This is a genomic window from Gilliamella sp. B2889, assembly GCF_026536885.1.
GTDB classification, from domain to species: Bacteria; Pseudomonadota; Gammaproteobacteria; order Enterobacterales; family Orbaceae; genus Gilliamella; species Gilliamella apicola_E.
Genome location: NZ_JAFNNF010000007.1, coordinates 32,977 through 52,911, shown reverse-complemented (window position 1 = coordinate 52,911; position 19,935 = coordinate 32,977). Strand labels below are relative to the sequence as shown.

13 protein-coding genes are annotated in these 19,935 nt (G+C 36.8%); 8 read left to right on the top strand and 5 right to left on the bottom strand.

Annotated features, from left to right (window positions below; translation table 11 throughout):
• Positions 1–137 precede the first annotated feature (137 nt).
• The 5 genes from J3U09_RS10020 to ubiG all read right to left on the bottom strand — a co-directional run bounded on the left by J3U09_RS10020 (position 138) and on the right by ubiG (position 8,502).
• Complete coding sequence (locus tag J3U09_RS10020) at positions 138–1,598, bottom strand: hypothetical protein (RefSeq protein WP_267358115.1); 1,461 nt, start codon at positions 1,596–1,598, stop codon at positions 138–140.
• Positions 1,599–2,583: 985 nt separating this feature from the next.
• Positions 2,584–3,984, bottom strand: coding sequence for a hypothetical protein (locus J3U09_RS10015; RefSeq protein WP_267358113.1), 1,401 nt, complete (start codon positions 3,982–3,984; stop codon positions 2,584–2,586).
• A 259-nt stretch (positions 3,985–4,243) separates the two neighbouring features.
• The gene (locus J3U09_RS10010) at positions 4,244–5,746 is read right to left on the bottom strand and encodes a hypothetical protein (protein ID WP_267358111.1); all 1,503 of its coding nucleotides are present in this window, start codon (positions 5,744–5,746) and stop codon (positions 4,244–4,246) included.
• Between the two features lie 465 nt (positions 5,747–6,211).
• Positions 6,212–7,675 (bottom strand): IMP dehydrogenase, encoded by a 1,464-nt coding sequence (gene guaB, locus J3U09_RS10005; protein ID WP_267358109.1) that lies wholly within the window; start codon positions 7,673–7,675, stop codon positions 6,212–6,214.
• 122 nt (positions 7,676–7,797) lie between these two features.
• Positions 7,798–8,502 (bottom strand): bifunctional 2-polyprenyl-6-hydroxyphenol methylase/3-demethylubiquinol 3-O-methyltransferase UbiG, encoded by a 705-nt coding sequence (gene ubiG, locus J3U09_RS10000; RefSeq protein ID WP_267358107.1) that lies wholly within the window; start codon positions 8,500–8,502, stop codon positions 7,798–7,800.
• A 324-nt stretch (positions 8,503–8,826) separates the two neighbouring features.
• Here ubiG and J3U09_RS09995 point away from each other — a divergent pair, with 324 nt between their 5' ends.
• The 8 genes from J3U09_RS09995 (at position 8,827) to J3U09_RS09960 (ending at position 19,898) form a co-directional block, all read left to right on the top strand.
• Positions 8,827–10,200, top strand: coding sequence for a sodium-dependent transporter (locus tag J3U09_RS09995; RefSeq protein ID WP_218058410.1), 1,374 nt, complete (start codon positions 8,827–8,829; stop codon positions 10,198–10,200).
• Between the two features lie 216 nt (positions 10,201–10,416).
• Positions 10,417–12,285, top strand: coding sequence for a molecular chaperone HtpG (gene htpG, locus J3U09_RS09990; RefSeq protein ID WP_065562674.1), 1,869 nt, complete (start codon positions 10,417–10,419; stop codon positions 12,283–12,285).
• 171 nt (positions 12,286–12,456) lie between these two features.
• Positions 12,457–13,296, top strand: a complete 840-nt coding sequence (gene licT, locus J3U09_RS09985; RefSeq protein WP_220225919.1) for a BglG family transcription antiterminator LicT — start codon at positions 12,457–12,459, stop codon at positions 13,294–13,296.
• A 185-nt stretch (positions 13,297–13,481) separates the two neighbouring features.
• Entirely contained in the window at positions 13,482–15,350 is a 1,869-nt protein-coding gene (locus J3U09_RS09980; RefSeq protein ID WP_267358105.1) for a beta-glucoside-specific PTS transporter subunit IIABC, read from the top strand.
• Positions 15,351–15,353: 3 nt separating this feature from the next.
• The gene (locus J3U09_RS09975; RefSeq protein WP_267358103.1) at positions 15,354–16,745 is read left to right on the top strand and encodes a glycoside hydrolase family 1 protein; all 1,392 of its coding nucleotides are present in this window, start codon (positions 15,354–15,356) and stop codon (positions 16,743–16,745) included.
• Positions 16,746–16,811: 66 nt separating this feature from the next.
• Positions 16,812–17,642, top strand: a complete 831-nt coding sequence (locus tag J3U09_RS09970; protein ID WP_267358101.1) for a histidine phosphatase family protein — start codon at positions 16,812–16,814, stop codon at positions 17,640–17,642.
• 136 nt (positions 17,643–17,778) lie between these two features.
• The gene (locus tag J3U09_RS09965) at positions 17,779–19,119 is read left to right on the top strand and encodes an OprD family outer membrane porin (RefSeq protein ID WP_065562678.1); all 1,341 of its coding nucleotides are present in this window, start codon (positions 17,779–17,781) and stop codon (positions 19,117–19,119) included.
• A gap of 14 nt (positions 19,120–19,133) precedes the next feature.
• Positions 19,134–19,898, top strand: coding sequence for a histidine phosphatase family protein (locus J3U09_RS09960; protein ID WP_065562679.1), 765 nt, complete (start codon positions 19,134–19,136; stop codon positions 19,896–19,898).
• The last annotated feature ends 37 nt before the right edge of the window (positions 19,899–19,935 follow it).

Here is a 19,935-nt window from a genome sequence, read left to right as displayed (position 1 = left end):
TAATAAGTTAACGGATAAACGGGGTAATAAAGCTAAATATAATTATTTATTAGCGCCCAAAACCCCGCTTCTGATTTTTTTATTTAATTATCTGAATCTTCATTAATTAATAAAACTTAAATTTAACGGTAGATTGATTATGGAGATACGCAGCTAACGCGAGGGGACCGATCATCCCAATCATTATAATAAACAGCTCCAGCCTCAAAAGGTGAATTAACTGCTATATAGGGCCGATTAGAATATTTAATTTCTTTAACCCAATAACGTTCAAACTCCCATTCAGCATTTGGATATTGTGGTGATCTATCTACATCTTTAATAAGATATCCCCATTCATTTGATAATCCCCCTACCCATTCATTATTATAATTTTTATAGCTAATTTCTCGTCGCCCAGATCTATCAGTGCGCCCAGGAATCCCTCCTGTCCAACCTTGACCGTTAGCGTTATTATAATCCCTTAAACTTGGTAATCTATAACCACTAAATCCCGCACAGTAATCTTCTGCACGATAACGACCTCCAAATCCATACGGTTTTACAATAAACCAACGTTGAATTTTAAAAGTATACAAAATATTACGTCTTGAACTATCGGAATAAATTTTAAATACTGAAGGATTAAATTGAGGATTTGAAGAATTTATAGTAGGTCCTCGCAATTCAACTCTTAATGCAATATCACCGCCTTTATGTATTGAAGAATAAGAACCCCATCTTGGTGTCACTGTTGATGAAAGTGCTAATGAAATATTTGATCTACCATTTGTTGGATAAATGGTAGATCCATTGGCTGATATAACCTGTTCAGGACTAATTCCACCTAATAAAAGGTAAAAAACAGCACCATTAAAGCCTGTTGTAGGAAAGTTTACTTCTGGTGAATTAATATTCTGTACCTTAAAGCCTTTCATCGCATTCCATTGCGAAGATAATTCATCACCACCGGTGCCATTTAAATTAGGTTGAGCATAACAAACATTAGGTCGATCAATTGTTGGATTTAAATAATACACATGGTAACCATTACGAAAAGTACTACTTTTCGGATGGCCATATTGAGTAGATAGTTGCCCATTAGTTGCTGTAACAGTTAATTTATAAGGAGCATCACATGCTGAAAGTTTTTGTGAAGGGTTGTGTTTTACAACTGAAGTAATATCATTACCTACCACATCTTGCCATTTAACAGTCAAAGAGCCTGTAGCACTAATATCACTATCTCCGTCATCATCCTGCCAATAGTTATAAGGGGAACCAATTAAATTACTAAGATTAATTTTTGGATAATTATTATTTCCTGTAATTGGAACAAGTGTTTTAACACTACTAAACTGATTTGATCCATTTGGTAACGTAATCGGGTTAGACTGACTGGAATAATCAACAATAGCATTAGGATATAAATTTGCTGTACTCCCCGGCGCTATATATTGTTGACCATTTTCTAATGTAATCCCTAATAAAGCTTCAGAAGTCATAACTTTGGTTTGACCATGATCTAAGGTCAAATATGGAGCACTACCATAAATTACATTTGAAGTTTTAGATGTTAATGCATAGCTAGAAAAAGTAAGCAAAAAAAGTACACTCAAAAAAATTTGCCGAAATAAATTAGAACGACAGTAGGAACTCACCAAAATTCGAAGAATTCTACTTGTTCTCGTGGAAAAATGTGCTTGTATATAAAATAAACGCTGGGAACTGGACTTAGGCGAATTTAAAAGATAGGTTGGCCAGGTTGCCTGTTGCCTGTTGCCTGTTGAAAATTATAATGCATTTTAGACTACCCTGTCAAGTAATTTCTTGATTAATTTACAATTTTATACTTTTCTGTCAAATTTTAGCCTATTAGCTAAAACCGTGTAAAAAGTATAGTGATTGGAAAAACACGATGCAACACTTTTTTTCGCTCATTTATGTTAACTTTTGTAAGCGGGATCTAAAAAGGATCTAAATTATAATTGATTATACACTGTTTTAACTAAAGATATTGTCATTACAAATCTTTAAAATCAGGGTAATTGATCCTGAAAAATTTTATTTTAGGGCTTTGAATTAGAAATTTAGTGATTTTGATATTTGAATAATTTTTTAAGTAAAATTTAACCCCTCAAAAACCCCGTTCCTCAACTTTTTAAGAAACAGGATATTATCTGCACTGAATAAACTGACTGATGTTGATTGATTCGAAAATTATATTTTATAAACTGCCTACACGGCATAAACCTAGAACAAGACATACTATAATCGTTGTTTGCAAAAAGGCAAAGTGCATTTGGAGTTTTAAAAACCTTTTTTTTAGTATCTTTTTAACATTGTGATTTTTAATTATTTTATTTTTTGAGTAAAAAAAGGGTTATAAAAATAATATTTTGGGGGCTTAGAAAACCCCACTCCTAAACTTTTTTTTGCGATAAAAAACCGCAAAAATAAACGCGCCTAAGCGAGTAATTCAAACGTCGCTAAGCCACAAAATTGCTTTTATCACTCAACGACGTTGACCCTTCGATTCCGCTACTCTTTTAACGCTATCGTTCATATGCCTAAAGCCTATGGATTAAGAACAAAAAATAAAAACTAAGGCCAAACACAAATTCCCCGATTGTTGGGGTCGCCAGAATACTCAGATCCATATACAGAACCTAATATTGAGTTCACGGTAAATCGATTGCTACCATTAGCGTCACTAGTCCAAAACTCGCCGTAGTCAAAATTGGCTCCAGAATAGCGAGACAAGTCGCTCCATTCCGAAAAAAAGCCAGCACCAATGTGACGTTGGTGGAAATTATCAGGTGAAAAAGGAGTCGCACCAACTGAACCATCACACTCTGTGCGCGAATTGCTTCCCTGACAAGATGCATTAGTTAAATCTTTTACTTTAGGCACACGATAACCTAAACTGTTACACCAAGATAGTGTCGAAGGATAAGTGTAACTATTAGTACCACGACTGACAAACCACTGCTTTAACACAAATCCATACTTAACAACAGCGTTACCATTACTATCACGACCAACTAACTCGAATGTTTGTGGTAAAATAGGCGTTGCAATACGACCCGGATTGTCTAAATTCCATTGGGACTCAGTTGTAAAAGGACCTGTTAATTTAACACGAACACCTGATGTCACCGGTGACTTTGTCATAGTCGCAGTGATGCCACCTTGAGAGACTTGTTCCCATGATAAATCTTCACCACCACCACCAATATCTAAATCAAAGTACAATCCATGACCACCAGCTGTAGGAAAATTTAAATCATAAAATGATTGAGGAAGAAAGCCATCAGAAGGACTCCACATCGTAGCTGGACCACGGAAGTCATGAGAATAGTTCTCATCCATATCACCGGGTGCTAAATTAGGCCTAGCATAACAAAGCTTCGGCACAGCGTTCTTAGGATTTATCATATAAATGACATCACCGGCACCAAATTTAATACTGTTTGGAATACCATATTGTGTAGCTAATTTACCACCTGTCGTAGATAAACGAATGTAATAAGGCGCCTTACAAATATCTACCATTGCATTACGCGATACATACTTATAGTTTTTATCCCAAATAGATAAACTCAAACTACCAGTAACAGAGAAATCACCATCACCATCATCATCCTCTCCATAATTATAAGGAGAACCAATAAGCGTACTGAGTTCGACTGAATTACTATCAGTTGGAACAAACATTCCAATATCAGCAAAACTTTGACCTACAGCCGGCAACTCAATCGGTGTAATGGATGAAGGCTTGGTTGATGGCGTATATTGAGTTCCATCAGATAAAGTTATTCCTAGTAAACTATCAGTACTTATAGCTCGTGTATGACCACCATCAAACGTTAAATACGGAGCATTACCTTGGATAATATTTGAAGTTTTAACTGTTAATGCATAACTGCAAAAGGGGATAGAAAGCAAAATAGTTAAAAAAATTTGCCTGAATAATAAATTAAAGGTTCGAAATAAGGATTGCACCAAAATTCGCGATCCACTATGGAAAATATTTAAAATTATACTTTTGTAAAAAATAAACATCGAAAGTTTAACTCTTTAAAACTATAACACACACCACCAATAAACACAATAAATCAACATGTTACCAACTTTTTTTATACTTATACTATTTTAGTCATTTAGCTAAAAATGTATAAAAATATCATTTCAGAGCCATCAAATTAACGATTCATCAGCGAATTGATTTACTTTTGCTATTGATCAACCTTAATAATAAGTTCTAACGATTAACACAAACCGCATTCGAGCTGTAACTGTCCCTAAGCGCTGAACCATGCCTCATATCCAAGACATAAGTCTTACCATCATTGTTTGGGGTACTTGTCCAGTACGTATCGCCGTAAAATTTGACGTCGGGGTAACCGCTCATCATCCCCCATTCAGAAACAAAACCTCCACCAATATAACGCTGATAAAAATTATTTGGTGAAGAAGGAGTAGCACCGACTAAACCTCTACACCAATTACCTGACTCCTTACCACGACAAGATGCATTGGTTAAATCCTTTATCTCAGCCACTTGATAACCCAGACCATTACACCAAAGTGTTGCACGAGAATAAGTATTTGCCGCGGGTCCACTGTTGACGAACCATTGCTTTAATACAAATCCATATTTAACAACAGGGTTACCATTGCTATCACGACCAATTAACTCAAAAGTCTGAGGTAAATTAGGTTGGGCAATAGGTTTAGGAGTAGGACTCATGCCTGTCTCGATTGGGATAGGACCAGTGAAGGTAACGCGTACACTTGTAGCTGTAGAATTGCTCATTGTCGCAGTGATACCTTCAATCGTAACAGGAGACCAAGACAAAGCCTGATTAACACCACCAATGATTAGATCAAAGTACATTTTGTTAGCAGCAGTAGTAGGAAAGTTTGAACTATAACGTGATGAGTCAGTTGATTGAGGAATAAAGCCATTAGCAGGATCCCACATCCAAGACGGACCAGCGAAGTCGTGAGAAATACCAAAATCGCCATACTTACCATTTTTTAAGTTTGGTCTAGCAAAACAAACCACCGGAACAGCCTTAGGATTAACAGTATAAGTGACACTACTTTCATTGAAAGTACTATTAGGAGGAAGACCGTAACGCGTAGTTAATTCGCCATTAGTACTAGTTAATTTTACTTGATAAGGTGCTTTACAAATATCGAGCACGGTATTACGTGATACAGCTTGATTACTGTTATCCACGATAGATAAACTTAAACTACCCGTCGCAGAAACATCACCATCTCCATCATCATCTCCCCAATAATTATTAGGAGGACCAATAAGAGAATTTAAATCGACTGAATTAGTATTAGTTGGGACGAACATACTTATATCAGCAAAACTCTGTCCCTCAACAGGCAAGGAGATTGGAGTTATAGATGAAGAATTGGTAGAAGGCGTATAATGTGTACCATCAGATAGTGTAATCCCGAGCAAACCGTCATTATTAACCGCACGAGTACGACCGCCATCGTAAGTTAAATATGGCTCATTTCCGTGAATAGAATTCGAGGTATTAACGGTTAATGCATGGCTAAAAGAAGGAAGTAATAGTACGACAAAGATCAGCCGAAATAATTTGGATCGATGAAAAGATCGCGCCAAAATTCGTAGAATTTTGCTTGAACAGATGAAAAAATGAAGTTCTCGGAAAAATGAAAGTTGAGATCTTAACTTTGATGAATTTAAAGTCGAACAATGGTGCAAATTGTAATGCATAACGACAATCCTGTCAAGTAACTTTATGATTTTTATATAGTTAACACTTTAGATTCTAACTGCAAATCTATAACACTTGGAGATTATAGTTACGGCAAAAATACGATGCAATAGCCCTCAATAGACTTAATTGCTAACATTCGTAAAGGAGATCACGAAAAGATCCGAACAATGATCGGCTAACTATTGTCTTAATTAAAAAGATCGACTTTACATACCTTTAAAAATTCATCATTTTATAACCATAAAAATTTGAATTTTTTTTGAATTTAGACTCACCAAAAAAATCGCTATTCAAATTTTTATGAAACACCTAAAAAAAAATCGACGTGTTAAGCGATGTATGCGAAGCTGTAAAAGCGTAATTTTACCCCCCAAAAACCCCGCTCCTCAACTTTTTTAGAAAGCAAATTTTACTCATAAAAAAAGGATTACACTGAATCCTTTTTTATTGATATTTATTGATTAACCCGCTCGATAGTTAGGTGGCTCTTTAGTGATTAGGACGTCATGAACATGACTCTCTTTCATACCTGCGCCAGTAATGCGGTAGAACTTCGATTTTGTGCGTAACTCATCGATAGTTCCACAACCAGTTAGCCCCATACATGAGCGTAAGCCACCCATTTGTTGGTGGATGATCTCTTTTAATAAACCTTTGTAAGCAATTCGGCCTTCAATACCTTCTGGTACTAGCTTATCGGCAGCATTATCTGATTGGAAGTAGCGATCCGATGATCCTTTTGCCATCGCACCGAGCGAACCCATACCGCGATAAGATTTATAAGCACGACCTTGGAATAGTTCGATTTCGCCAGGTGCTTCTTCAGTTCCGGCAAACATTGAACCAACCATAACGCAAGATGCGCCAGCGGCAATAGCTTTAGCAATATCACCTGAAAAACGAATGCCACCATCAGCAATAACTGGAATATTGTGTTGTTTAGCCACTTCAACAGCGTCCATAATGGCACTAATTTGCGGTACCCCTACCCCAGTGACGATACGCGTGGTACAAATAGAACCCGGTCCAATACCCACTTTTACCGCACTCACGCCTGCATCAATTAGCGCTTTTGCGCCTTCACCCGTAGCAACGTTGCCACCTATAATTTGTAAATTTGGATAGGCTTGTCTTGCTTGGCGAATGCGTTCAAGTACCCCTTCTGAATGGCCATGTGATGAGTCGATAAGTAAAACATCAACGCCGGCTTCAACCAAAGCAGCAATACGCTCTTCGTTACCCGCACCCGCACCTACTGCTGCGCCAACACGTAAGCGACCTTTTTCGTCTTTACATGCATTAGGTTTTTGTTCTGCTTTATTGTAATCTTTAACGGTTATCATGCCTTTTAAGTGAAATTTATCATCAACCACTAAAACCTTTTCAACACGATGTTCATGCATTTTTTGCAGTACACTTTCTCTAGATTCGCCCTCTTTAACGGTGACTAAGCGCTCTTTAGGTGTCATTACCGCAGTTACAGATAGTGATAAGTCAGTTGCAAATCGAACATCTCGAGCAGTGATAATACCGACTAACTCTTGTGATTCTGTCACAACCGGAAACCCTGCAAAACCATATTCTTTAGCAAGATCGATTACTTGTTGAATAGTTGCTGTTGGTAGTACTGTTACTGGATCTTGAACAATTCCGCTTTCATGTTTTTTAACACGCTTTACATGCTCAGCTTGAACTTCAATTGGCATATTTTTATGGATAAAACCAATGCCACCTTCTTGAGCAAGGGCAATAGCCAGTTCGGCTTCGGTTACCGTATCCATGGCAGCAGATAGCATTGGAATGTTTAATTTGATGGTTTGCGTCAGTTGAGTTGTAATATCAGCAGTATTAGGTAAAACAGTTGAATGGGCTGGAACTAATAAAACATCATCGAACGTGAGGGCTTCTTTAACTATACGAGACATGACAATATTCACCATTGAGTTGGATTGTTGATAAAATATTGCCGATGTATTCTACTCACATTCGATATAAAAGACTAGTAGAATTTGATATTTATTTTTAGGCGATAATCAATCACCCACTTTTAATTGAGCTCGTCTTTTTGAGCCATCAAAATATAATTTACATCAACATTACGACCTAAACGGAATTGATTGCTGAGTAAGTGATATTCCATTCCAATAATATCTTTAACCGTTAACTGCGCTTGTTCAACCCAATTCATTAATTCAGAAGGACGGATAAAACGATTAAAATCATGAGTCCCTTTTGGCACTAAGCGCGCTATATATTCAGCGCCATAAATCAACATAAGTTTTGCTTTATGGTTACGATTGATGGTCGATAAGTAGAGTTTTCCGTTCGGTTTGAGCAGTTTTGCACAGGCATTGATAATAGAAAATGGGTCAGGCACATGCTCTAACATCTCCATACAAGTTATCACATCATAGTGTGATGGATACTGTGTGGCGTGCTCTTCAACGGTTTGTTTTTGGTAGTTGATAGAAAGACCATTTTGCTCGGCATGTAATTTTGCTACCGCTAATGATTCATCAGCCAAATCGATAGCGGTTACATTTGCACCTAACTTGGCTAAACTTTCAGACAATATTCCCCCACCACAACCAACATCTAATACATTTTTTTGATTCAAATCGTTTGATTTAATGTAATCAACTCGCAATGGATTAATGATATGCAATGGTTTGCATTGGCCATTTGGATCCCACCATTGTGCAGCTAACTTTGCAAACTTATCTATCTCGTTTAAATCGATGTTTTGTGTCATGGGTATTCTTATCAAAAAGGGGAATTGATGTAATATATGCGATGAGTTGATGATTAGCAATATCAAACCGTTTTAAAAACCCCGCTCCTCAACTTTTTTTATTACTCATAATTTCTATACTCAACCACTCAAAAATTCCGTTTTACTTAGCGATATAGGCTAAATTTTTTCATTGGCTATAACTATAAATCGTAATGTTTTCTTGTCTATAGGCTTAATTCATGGCATGATTTAGCACTTTATTTATCTAATAAAAAAATAGTTCAGCCTCGGCTGATGCTAGAAATTAAATATTTAATCAAAAACTCAAGGGAAAATATATTCATGAGTACAGGTACTATGAAGAAAAGTCATTCACAGTGGAGCTCTCGCATGGGATTCATGCTTGCAGCTGCGGGTTCTGCTGTGGGTTTAGGTAACATTTGGAAATTTCCATACATGGCTGGAGAAATGGGTGGTTCAGCATTCGTACTTACCTATTTGCTATTTATGTTTGTTATTGGTCTGCCTATTCTAGTTTTAGAGTGGTTAATTGGCCGTCGCGGGCAAAAAAATCCAATCCATACCATGGAAGATGTTGCTGTTTCAGAAGGTCGCTCAAAATTGTGGCGCTGGGTTGGGATTATCGGCGTACTTGGCTCATTTTTAATTCTCTCGTTTTATAGTGTAATTGGCGGTTGGGCTACCGATTATATCTTTTTAGCTATCAATGGTACATTTAATGGTGCGAATGGTGCCGTAACGGCGCAAATCTTCAAAGGTTTTCTTGGTAATACCTCTAGCTTGTTGATTTGGCATACGGTGTTTATGGCAGCCAATACCATTATTGTTGCAATGGGCGTTGGCGCTGGTTTAGAGCGTGCTTGTAAGGTAATGATGCCTGGCCTTGGCATTTTATTATTGGTCTTAGTTGCTTATGCAGCCATCGTTAGTGGATCATCATTTGGTCAAGCGTTTGACTTTTTATTCACACCAAACTGGTCGGCATTAAATGGTACTGCCATTTTAGCGGCTTTAGGTCATGCATTCTTCAGCTTATCATTAGGAATGGGGATTATGATGGCTTACGGTTCATATCTTGGTAAAGATGTGAACTTAATCTCTACTGCTCGCACCGTTGTTATCTTAGATGTTATCGTTGCGATGTTGTCAGGTATGGCGATCTTCCCATTAGTATTTGCTAATGGTTTAGAAGCGGGTTCTGGTCCTGGTCTGATCTTTGTAACGTTACCTATCGCTTTTGGTAATATGGCAGCAGGTTCAATTTTAGGTTGTTTATTCTTTATCTTCCTAACTTTTGCTGCGTTAACCTCATCAATATCATTACTTGAGCCTACGGTAGAGTTATTAGAAGAAAAAACGCACATGGGTCGTAAAACCGCAACAGTGGTTAGTAGTGTATTAATTTGGGCATTGGGTATCGCTTGTATTTTATCATTCAATGAATGGGCAGACCTGAAACTATTTGATAAAAATATTTTCGATCTGCTTGATTACCTCACAAGTAAGATTATGTTACCTGTGACAGGATTAGGTACTGTTATCTTTGGTGCTTGGATGATGAACCAAAAAGTCATTCGTAAAGAGCTTAACTTAAATAGCTTCTGGTTTGGCGTTTGGACGATTTTAACTCGCGTAATTATTCCGGTTGCCGTTGTTCTTATTTTAGTTTGTGGCTTTTTACCAGAAACTCGATAATTAAATTATCATCAATAGCCCTGATACATTATCAGGGCTTTTTTTTAATCAATTAAAAAATCACCAATCAACGGTTTATCATAACCTCTCCTCTTGAAATTCTTTTTTTAATTCCCATATAGCAATACAACAATTAATCAAAACATTATGTCAAAGTTAATCAATTAAAATGTATCGATCACTTTTAATTGCTAAAAATAGTTGAGGTATTAGTCAATGAGTAAGCAAGGAACAGAAACGCGTGGATTTCAATCCGAAGTTAAACAAATTCTGCATTTAATGATTCACTCTTTGTATTCAAACAAAGAGATTTTTTTAAGAGAACTTATTTCAAATGCATCTGACGCAGCCGACAAGCTCCGTTTTAAAGCACTTGAAAATGCAGATTTATATGCGGGTGATGCTGAGCTTGGTGTTCGCATTTCAACAAATAAAGAAGCTGGCACATTAACCATTGCAGATAATGGTATTGGGATGACTCGTGATGAAGTCATTGAAAATTTAGGTACGATTGCCAAATCAGGTACCAAAGCCTTTTTAGAATCCATTGGTAGTGATCAAGCGAAAGACAGCCAATTAATTGGTCAATTTGGTGTTGGATTTTATTCTGCCTTTATTGTTGCCGATAAAGTGACAGTAAAAACCCGCGCTGCAACAGCTAAAGCCGATGAAGCAGTAATGTGGGAATCAGCTGGTGAAGGTGAATACACGATTTCTGATACAGAAAAAGAAAGTCGCGGTACTGAAATTATTTTACATTTAAAAGAAGATGAAAAAGAGTTTTTAGATGATTGGCGTCTACGTTCAATTATTAGCAAATATTCAGATCACATTTCATTACCGGTTGAAGTCCAAACTACTGAAGAAAATGAAGTTAAGTGGGAAAAAGTCAACAAAGCCCAAGCACTTTGGACACGAAGCAAATCAGAAGTGAGTGATGAAGAGTATAAAGAATTTTATAAACATATTTCACATGATTTTGCCGATCCACTAAGCTGGAGCCACAACCGTGTTGAAGGTAAACAAGAGTATACAAGTTTGCTCTATATTCCATCTAAAGCGCCTTGGGATATGTGGAATCGTGACAATAAACACGGTTTAAAACTCTATGTACAACGAGTGTTTATTATGGATGATGCTGAGCAATTTATGCCTAATTATTTACGTTTTGTTAAAGGCTTAATTGATTCAAATGATTTGCCATTAAATGTATCACGCGAAATATTACAAGATAATAAAGTGACACAAAATCTTCGTAATGCTTGTACTAAACGTGTTTTACAAATGCTAGATAAACTTGCCAAAGATGATAAAGAACAATATCAACAATTTTGGAGTGAATTTGGTTTAGTCTTAAAAGAAGGTACTGGTGAAGACTATGCTAATCGTGAAGCGATTATGAAATTATTACGCTTTACAACAACACAAAGTGATAGCGAGGCGCAAACTGTATCTTTAGACGATTACATTAGCCGTATGCAAGAAGGCCAAGAGAAGATCTATTACATCACTGCTGATAGTTATGGCGCAGCGAAAAATAGTCCTCACCTTGAGCTATTCCGCAAAAAAGGCATTGAAGTCTTATTATTATCTGATCGTATTGACGAGTGGATGATGAGCAATTTAACTGAATTTGATGGTAAACAGTTCCAATCAATCAGTAAATCTGACGAGTCAATCGAGAAGTTAGCTGATCAAAATAGTGATGAGCAAAAACAAGTCGAAAAAGAACTTGAGCCATTTATCGAACGTGTTAAAAAAGTATTAGGCGATAAAGTTAAAGAAGTTAAATTAACACATCGTTTAACTGATACGCCAGCAATTGTCACTACCGCTGCCGACGAGATGTCTACTCAAATGGCAAAACTCTTTGCAGCAGCAGGACAAAAAGCACCAGAGATAAAATATACTTTTGAGATCAATCCTGATCATCAATTGGTTAAACGTGTTGCTGATACGCAAGACGAAACCGCATTTAGTGATTGGATTGAATTGCTATTAGATCAAGCGTTACTAGCAGAAAAAGGATCGTTAAATGATCCAAGCAAATTTATTCAAACAATGAATAAACTACTTGCACAATAATTAATTTATTCACCCAAACCCGATATGGCTCGCCTATCGGGTTTATTTTTTGAGAATAATCAATTTATTTTTCTCAAATTTATGAAGTCAGTCACACTTTTTTATATTCCTCCTTTCCATTTTCGTTTTGCGATAGATAATAAATCAATCTTAAAATTTAGACAGAATCAGATGAAAGTTCATAAAATATTAAATAATAATGTTGTAGTGACTTTAGATTCCAAAGGGAATGAATTGATTGTTACGGGTCGAGGAGTTGGATTTAAAAAACGGGAAGGTGATGAGATCGACCCGAAACTTATCGAAAAACAGTTTTCATTAAATAATCAAGAAATATTACCCAAATTTGCTGAACTGCTTTCTGAAATTCCAATCGAAGTTCATACCACAACCGATATTATTATCAATCATGCCAGACAATTTTTAGGCAGTAAATTACAAGATAGTATCTATATTTCATTAACTGACCATATTTATTTTGCCATTGAACGGCATAAACAAGGTTTTAATATTCCTAATAACTTTATCTGGGAGATAAAAAAATTCTACCCTAAAGAGTATGAAATCGGTGTGTACGCTTTAGATGTCATTAAAAAACGGTTGGGTGTTGAGCTTCATGAAGATGAAGCAGGATTTATTACGTTTCATATTATCAATGCTGAGCTTAACGATACCATGCCCAATATTGTTAATATGACCAAAATCATGCGTGAAATTTTAAATATCGTAAAATATCACTTTCGGTTCGAATATGACGAAAACAGCCTTTCTTATCAACGATTTGTTACCCATTTAAAGTTTTTTGCACACCGAATTTTGAGTAAAGGTAAATCCGCACAGCAAGATACCTCGTTGTATGAGATTATCCGTGAAAAATATGAACAAGCCTATCTTTGCACTAAACAGATAGATCTTCATTTAATCCAACAATATCAACATCCGCTATCTGATGATGAAAGTTTATATCTCACTATTCATATTGAACGATTGAGGTCGGAATTAAAAAAATAATTATGTGATATACATCACAAATTAACGAATGAATTGTCAACAAGCTAATTTATTTTATGTTAATTTAATAAGGAATCTTTTTTTGGATTGTTATTGCATTGGTTAATTTTATCGATGCAAGCAAAACCTAAATCCCGTGTTTACTGGGGTTTAGGTTTTTTTTTGCGCTTAAATAAGGATAAGCTATGAAAAATAAGCAACTTGCTGAATCAATTATTGAGAACGTAGGTGGTCAGGAAAACATCGTCAGTCTAGTACACTGTGCTACCAGACTTCGCTTTGTATTGAAAGATGAATCAAAAGCAGATGCCGAAATAATTAAAAAACAAACTGGCGTCATTACTGTCGTTCAAAGTGGTGGACAATTCCAAGTCGTTATCGGCAATAATGTTGCTGACGTATTTAATGCAATTATGGATATCACTAGCCTTAATAATACCCCTGCTCCTCAAGATGCGGGACCTAAAAAAGGGATTGTGTCACGACTGATTGATTTAGTATCAAGTATTTTTATTCCAGTTTTAGTGGTACTGGTTGCTGGCGGTATTTTAAAAGGGATTGTGTCTCTATTACAAGTATGTGACATTGTTCAGGAAAAAACGCCAACATTTACTTTTTTAAACGCTATTGCTGATGCGCCATTTTATTATTTACCGATCATTTTAGGTTTTTCAGCGGTTAAAAAATTTGGTGGTAATCCTTATGTTGGAATGGCGATCGGTGGCGCGTTAGTCTATCCGGATATTACCGAGATGCTAGGAAAAGCAATTGAATTACAAACCGAATTTTTCAATATCCCTATTAAATTAATTCCTTATAAATCTTCAGTCTTCCCGGTAATTTTAGCGGCATGGTTTTATTCATTGCTTGAACGTAACTTCAACAAAATCATGCATGACTCATTTAAAAAATTCATTTCGCCCCTACTCGGTATTACCATTACTGTGCCATTAACGTTTGCGCTTATTGGTCCAGTCGTTGCATTTTTATGTAACATTGTTGCTAGTGGCATTATTTATGTTTATGAACTTAATTCTGTTATTGCCAGTATGATTTTAGCAGGACTTTGGCAAATAATGGTTGTGTTTGGTATCCATTGGGGCTTGGTACCCTTTGCGATAAATAATATTACCGTATATCATCAAGACTTTATGTTGCCAATCTTATTCCCAGCGGTATTTGCCCAAGTCGGTGCGGTATTGGCGGTGATGATGCGCAGTAAAGATCCGCAAGTTAAAGCGTTGGCAAGTTCGTCAGCACTCTCAGGTGTATTTGGGGTAACAGAACCAGCAATTTATGGCGTTAACTTACCATTAAAACGCCCATTTGTGATCGGTTGTCTCTCAGCCATGGTTGGCGGTGCGATTATTGGTTATTTCAAATCGGTTATCTTCTCATTTAGCTTCACCAGTATCTTTGCATTTTTACAAATGATTCCAAGTGATGGTTTGGATGATAAATTCTTTGCTGCCATAATCGGTTCGATAGTCTCATTTATAATTGCATTGGTGGTAACTTATCTATTTGGTATTCCTAAAGATAAAAAAGCGGATAATGCAGAACAATCGCCAATAAACAGTCAAACGCAGATCGATACTATCTCAAGTCCAATGACCGGCAAACTCATTAATTTAAATCAAGTCAATGATCCAACTTTTGCCAGCGGATTGATGGGTAAAGGTGCCGCAATTATTCCAACCATTGGCGAAACTGTCGCGCCTGAAGATGGTGAAGTTGTTTCGCTATTTAGAACTAAACACGCTATCGGATTTCAAACTCAATCAGGGGCAGAAATCCTTATTCACATCGGTATCGATACGGTTAAATTAGATGGGCAACATTTTGAAGCGCATGTTGAAGCCGGCCAAAAGGTGAAAAAAGGTGATAGACTTGTTAGCTTTGATATCGAAGCGATTAAACAAGCCGGCTTTGAAGTCACCACACCAATTATTATTACCAATAGTGATGACTATATCGATGTGCAATGCATATTCAAACAAGATGACGTTCAACAAGGTGACGCGCTATTAGCGTTAAGTGCAAAAAAGGAGTAAAACATGGCAAATACATTTCCTAGTGATTTTTTATGGGGTGGCGCTATTGCTGCCAATCAAGTTGAAGGTGCATATCGTGAAGATGGCAAAGGACTATCAACATCTGACTGCACGCCTAATGGTCTATTTGGTGATATTGTCGATCGCAATAAAGTCGATATTACCAGTATTAAAGATCGGGCAATCGACTTTTATCATCGCTATCCAGAAGATGTTGCCCTGTTTGCTGAGATGGGATTCACCTGTTTAAGAACATCTATCGCTTGGACCCGAATCTTTCCAAATGGTGATGAAGAGCAACCAAATGAAAAAGGCCTGGCGTTTTATGACAAACTATTTGACGAAATGTTAAAACACAACATTACGCCACTTGTCACCTTATCGCATTATGAAATGCCCTACTACCTTGTCACACAATATGGTGGATGGGGAAATCGTAAAGTCATCGAATTTTTTACTCGTTATGCCAAAACAGTATTTGAACGCTATAAAAATAAAGTGAAATATTGGTTAACTTTCAATGAAATCAATATGTCACTCCACGAACCTTTTACTGGCGTTGGTTTAGATCGTAACAGTACTAAAGCCGAAATCTATCAAGCGATTCATCATCAATTAGTTGCCAGTGGCCGTGTGGTAAAATTGTGTCATCAAATCATTCCTGATGCCAAAATCGGTAATATGTTACTTGGCGCTATCGCCTACCCGCTTACGCCAAAACCAGAAGATGTATGGGCGACACATGTAGAAAATCATGGTTGGTTATTCTTTGGGGATGTTCAGGCTCGTGGTTACTACCCAACGTATATGAATCGTTACTTTAAAGAGAACAATATTGAGCTAACCATTACCGATCAAGATCGTGAAGATTTAAAAGAAACCATCGACTTTATCTCATTTAGTTACTATATGAGTTGTTGTGGCACAGCGGACGATTCACTCCGTCAAAAAGGTAATATTCTTGATATGGTCCCAAATCCTCACCTTAAAGCATCTGAATGGGGCTGGCAGATTGATCCGGTTGGTATTCGTTACTTATTAAACCTACTTTATGAGCGTTTTCAAAAACCACTGTTTATTGTTGAAAATGGTTTAGGCGCCAAAGACAAACTTGAAGCAGATGGCACGGTTAATGATGATTATCGTATAAACTATATGAATGATCACTTAGTGCAAATTCGCGAAGCTATTAACGACGGCGTTGAAGTAATGGGATACACCAGTTGGGGACCAATTGACCTCATTAGTGCATCAAAAGCAGAAGTCACCAAACGTTATGGTTTTATCTATGTTGATCTAAACCAAGATGGCTCAGGCTCATTAAAACGCTTTAAAAAGAAAAGCTTTTATTGGTATCAGTCTGTGATTTCATCCAAAGGTGCAACTTTAAAATAATGATCATGCTGGTAATGTCTGCTTGGCATTACCTGCAAATGTACTGAGCAGATTACGAGGATAAAGATGATAAATAAAATAATTAAAATCACCACCAGTTTACTGTTGTTGACCGCACTCTCGACTGGATGTAGTAATCAACCAAGCAGTAGGTTTAATGCTAATCGTGATGATGTGGTTACCATCTATTTTGCAAGGCATGGTAAAACGTTATTCAATACCTATGATCTAGTACAAGGCTGGGCCGATTCACCCTTAACCAACAAAGGAATAGAAACGGCGCGTTATTTAGGTGAAGGCTTTAAAAAGAAATACATCAGATTTGATGCTAATTACACCAGCGATTCAGGTCGTCAACGCGAAACCATGCAAGTGTTGTTAGCTCAAAAAGGGGTAAAACATTACAAAATACAAGAGTTAAAAGGTCTACGCGAAGTTTTTTACGGCGGATTTGAAGGCGGTACTAATGCGAAAATGGTATCCGCAGCTATGAAATCACTGGGTTACAAGTCGGTTGATGCCTTTTATAAAAGTTATGTACAAGGGCAGATCCCAGTAACAACGTTAACCGAAGCGATTGCCAAAAGTGATCCTAAGCATGAAGCGGAAAACTTTACCCAAGTTAAAGAGCGCACTCAAAACGCACTCCACACTATTGTAGAGACCGCACTGGCTAAGCATCAAAAAAATATATTGGTGATCTCATCAGGCATGTCGATTCAAGCAATGATTTATGACTTAACTAATAATCCTATTAAAAACAGACCATTAGCGAATGCAACTGTCGTCAAAATTGTTTACCAAAATGGTAAATATAAGGTAGTTGAAATTGGCAGTATGGACTATGTTAATGAGGGTAAATCATCATTAAATATCGGTGAAAATCGTCAAAATTAGAAACAATTAGTAAAATTTAGTCGAATAGGATTGTTACTGCTTTTGCAGGCAAAACCTAAATATGACTCAAGCTTGATAGCTTGGGTTGTGTTTAGGTTTTTTTTTGGAAAAAAATTTATAAAAATAGGAAATAATAATGAAAATAAAGTACGTCTCCTTAGCATTACTTAACATCATGTGTTTTTCAGCTATTGCCGCTGATTCAAATTCAATCAATAGTGAAAATGGCTTTTTGAATAATGCCTTTTTCAAAGATACTAAATTTGAATTTTCAACACGTAACCATTGGAAGTATTTAAAAGAAAACGCATCCCAACCTAAAGAAGTCCATAGTGCATGGGGTCAAGCATTTACGCTCAATTATAAATCGGGTTATTTATTCGATACCCTAGGTTTTGATTTCACCTATGATAACGTTATAAAACTTGGTGCTAGTGACTACTTTGCAACTCGTAACCTACTCTATAACTCAGGCAAAAAACCAAACAAACACAATGCGCATGGTTTTAACAAATTTACTCAACGTTATGCCAAAGTCAAACTCGGTGATAAAAATATCAACTTTAATGGTAAAGTCGGATGGCATAGCTTAAAAGATACGGGGGTAATGAGTTCATCACAACATTTAACTCGTTATAGTTATTTGGGATACAGTGGCGTATTAAAATACTCAAACTTAGCGCTACAACTTGCTTACATCGACAGCGCCTTCCCGCGTGAATCATCGAAAAAAGTGCATTTTTATAGCTTAGATAGAAAACACGTCATTGATAATATCAAAACGGCCGGTATTGCGTATAATGACAAAATAGTAAAACTTGATTACTCCTATGGCGTTGCTAAAGACTACATCAAACGTCATGCAATCGAGTTCTCTTATAAACCGATGGATAAACTTATTCTTGGTTCACAAATTTACGGTAGTACCGCACTTAAAAACCATGACAAAATGAAAGCTAATGTCCGTGATTTTGATGATTCAGCATGGCATTACGCAACTGACATTGAATGGAAAGAAGCCGACTGGAGTGCTAAATTCGGTATCGCCTATACTGACGCTAACCGCAAAGGTGCTATAGGTTACTATGGCCGTCATATTGGTAAAAACAATCGTGGACGTTTTAACGGTATGGCAGCAGCTGCAGCCGACTATATGCGTGATGGTGAACTGGTATTTTCAAGCATATTGACTTACGACTTCTTTAAAGACAATACCACAGGTTTATATCTCAACTACGGTGAATTTAACTACAAACATGAAACCTTAAAAAATGGCGAAATCAACGTGTTTAACATCTTTAAACCAACAAGTGGCACATTTAAAAATCTATCTATTTTGTCAAAATTTGGTTATGGTTGGTCTTATAAAACCTTAAGCAGTAAAGACATTACGCCAAAATTAAGAGACGGCAAAGCTCAACGTTCACCAACACTGTCAGCCGAAACCGTTATTGATTATCGATTCAACTTATTATAGAAAAGGACGAAACTATGAAAAAACTCATTAAACTTATTGGATTAACCGCTATCCTTACCGCATCAATTGCACAATCATTTGCTGCCGAAGTGAATATCTATTTTACCCGTCATGGTAAAACCATGTTCAACAACGTCCATCGTGCTCAAGGATGGTCAGACACGCCACTAACAAAACCGGGAATTGAAGTGGCACAGCAACTTGGTCGTGGCTTAAAAGGTATCGACTTTATTTCGGTCTATTCAAGCGATTCAGGCCGAGCAAGACAAACTGCGCGCATTGTTCTTGAATCTAAAGGTGATACAAAATTAAGCATTAACGAAATGGAAGGATTACGAGAAACGTGTTTTGGTGATTTTGAAGGTGATCTTGATCCCAACATGTGGAATCCCGCAGCACAGCACCTAGGTTATGAGTCTGACAAAGCATTAATGGCTGATTTAGCTAAAGGTAAAGTCACCCTTAAAAAAATGATGGATGCGATTAAAGCCGTTGAAAAATCAGGCGAAGCAGAAGACTACAATGCCGTTAAAACACGTATGCAAGCATCATTAAGAGCAATTGCAAAATCAGCCCAAGAACAAGGTGGCGGTAATGTTCTTGTTGTTTCTCACGGCATGGCAATTATGGCTATGGTTGAAGAAATGTTAGATAAACCAATCACAAGTGGACTAGGTAACGCGAGCGTCACTAAAATTCGTTACACTGATGATGGCAAATTCATTGTTGAATCATTAGGTGACATGAGCTATGTCGAAAAAGGCAAAGCAGTAAAATAACCGATAAAAAAGGCTCACCGAAGTGAGCCTTTTAACT

What these genes read in the sequence shown, in the direction of transcription:
- guaB (WP_267358109.1), bottom strand. Translation starts at nt 7,675, where the DNA reads ATGTCTCGTATAGTTAAAGAAGCCCTCACGTTCGATGATGTTTTATTA.
- licT (WP_220225919.1), top strand. Translation starts at nt 12,457, where the DNA reads ATGAAAGTTCATAAAATATTAAATAATAATGTTGTAGTGACTTTAGAT.
- J3U09_RS09980 (WP_267358105.1), top strand. Translation starts at nt 13,482, where the DNA reads ATGAAAAATAAGCAACTTGCTGAATCAATTATTGAGAACGTAGGTGGT.
- J3U09_RS09975 (WP_267358103.1), top strand. Translation starts at nt 15,354, where the DNA reads ATGGCAAATACATTTCCTAGTGATTTTTTATGGGGTGGCGCTATTGCT.
- J3U09_RS09995 (WP_218058410.1), top strand. Translation starts at nt 8,827, where the DNA reads ATGAGTACAGGTACTATGAAGAAAAGTCATTCACAGTGGAGCTCTCGC.
- J3U09_RS09960 (WP_065562679.1), top strand. Translation starts at nt 19,134, where the DNA reads ATGAAAAAACTCATTAAACTTATTGGATTAACCGCTATCCTTACCGCA.
- J3U09_RS10010 (WP_267358111.1), bottom strand. Translation starts at nt 5,746, where the DNA reads ATGCATTACAATTTGCACCATTGTTCGACTTTAAATTCATCAAAGTTA.
- htpG (WP_065562674.1), top strand. Translation starts at nt 10,417, where the DNA reads ATGAGTAAGCAAGGAACAGAAACGCGTGGATTTCAATCCGAAGTTAAA.
- J3U09_RS09970 (WP_267358101.1), top strand. Translation starts at nt 16,812, where the DNA reads ATGATAAATAAAATAATTAAAATCACCACCAGTTTACTGTTGTTGACC.
- ubiG (WP_267358107.1), bottom strand. Translation starts at nt 8,502, where the DNA reads ATGACACAAAACATCGATTTAAACGAGATAGATAAGTTTGCAAAGTTA.
- J3U09_RS09965 (WP_065562678.1), top strand. Translation starts at nt 17,779, where the DNA reads ATGAAAATAAAGTACGTCTCCTTAGCATTACTTAACATCATGTGTTTT.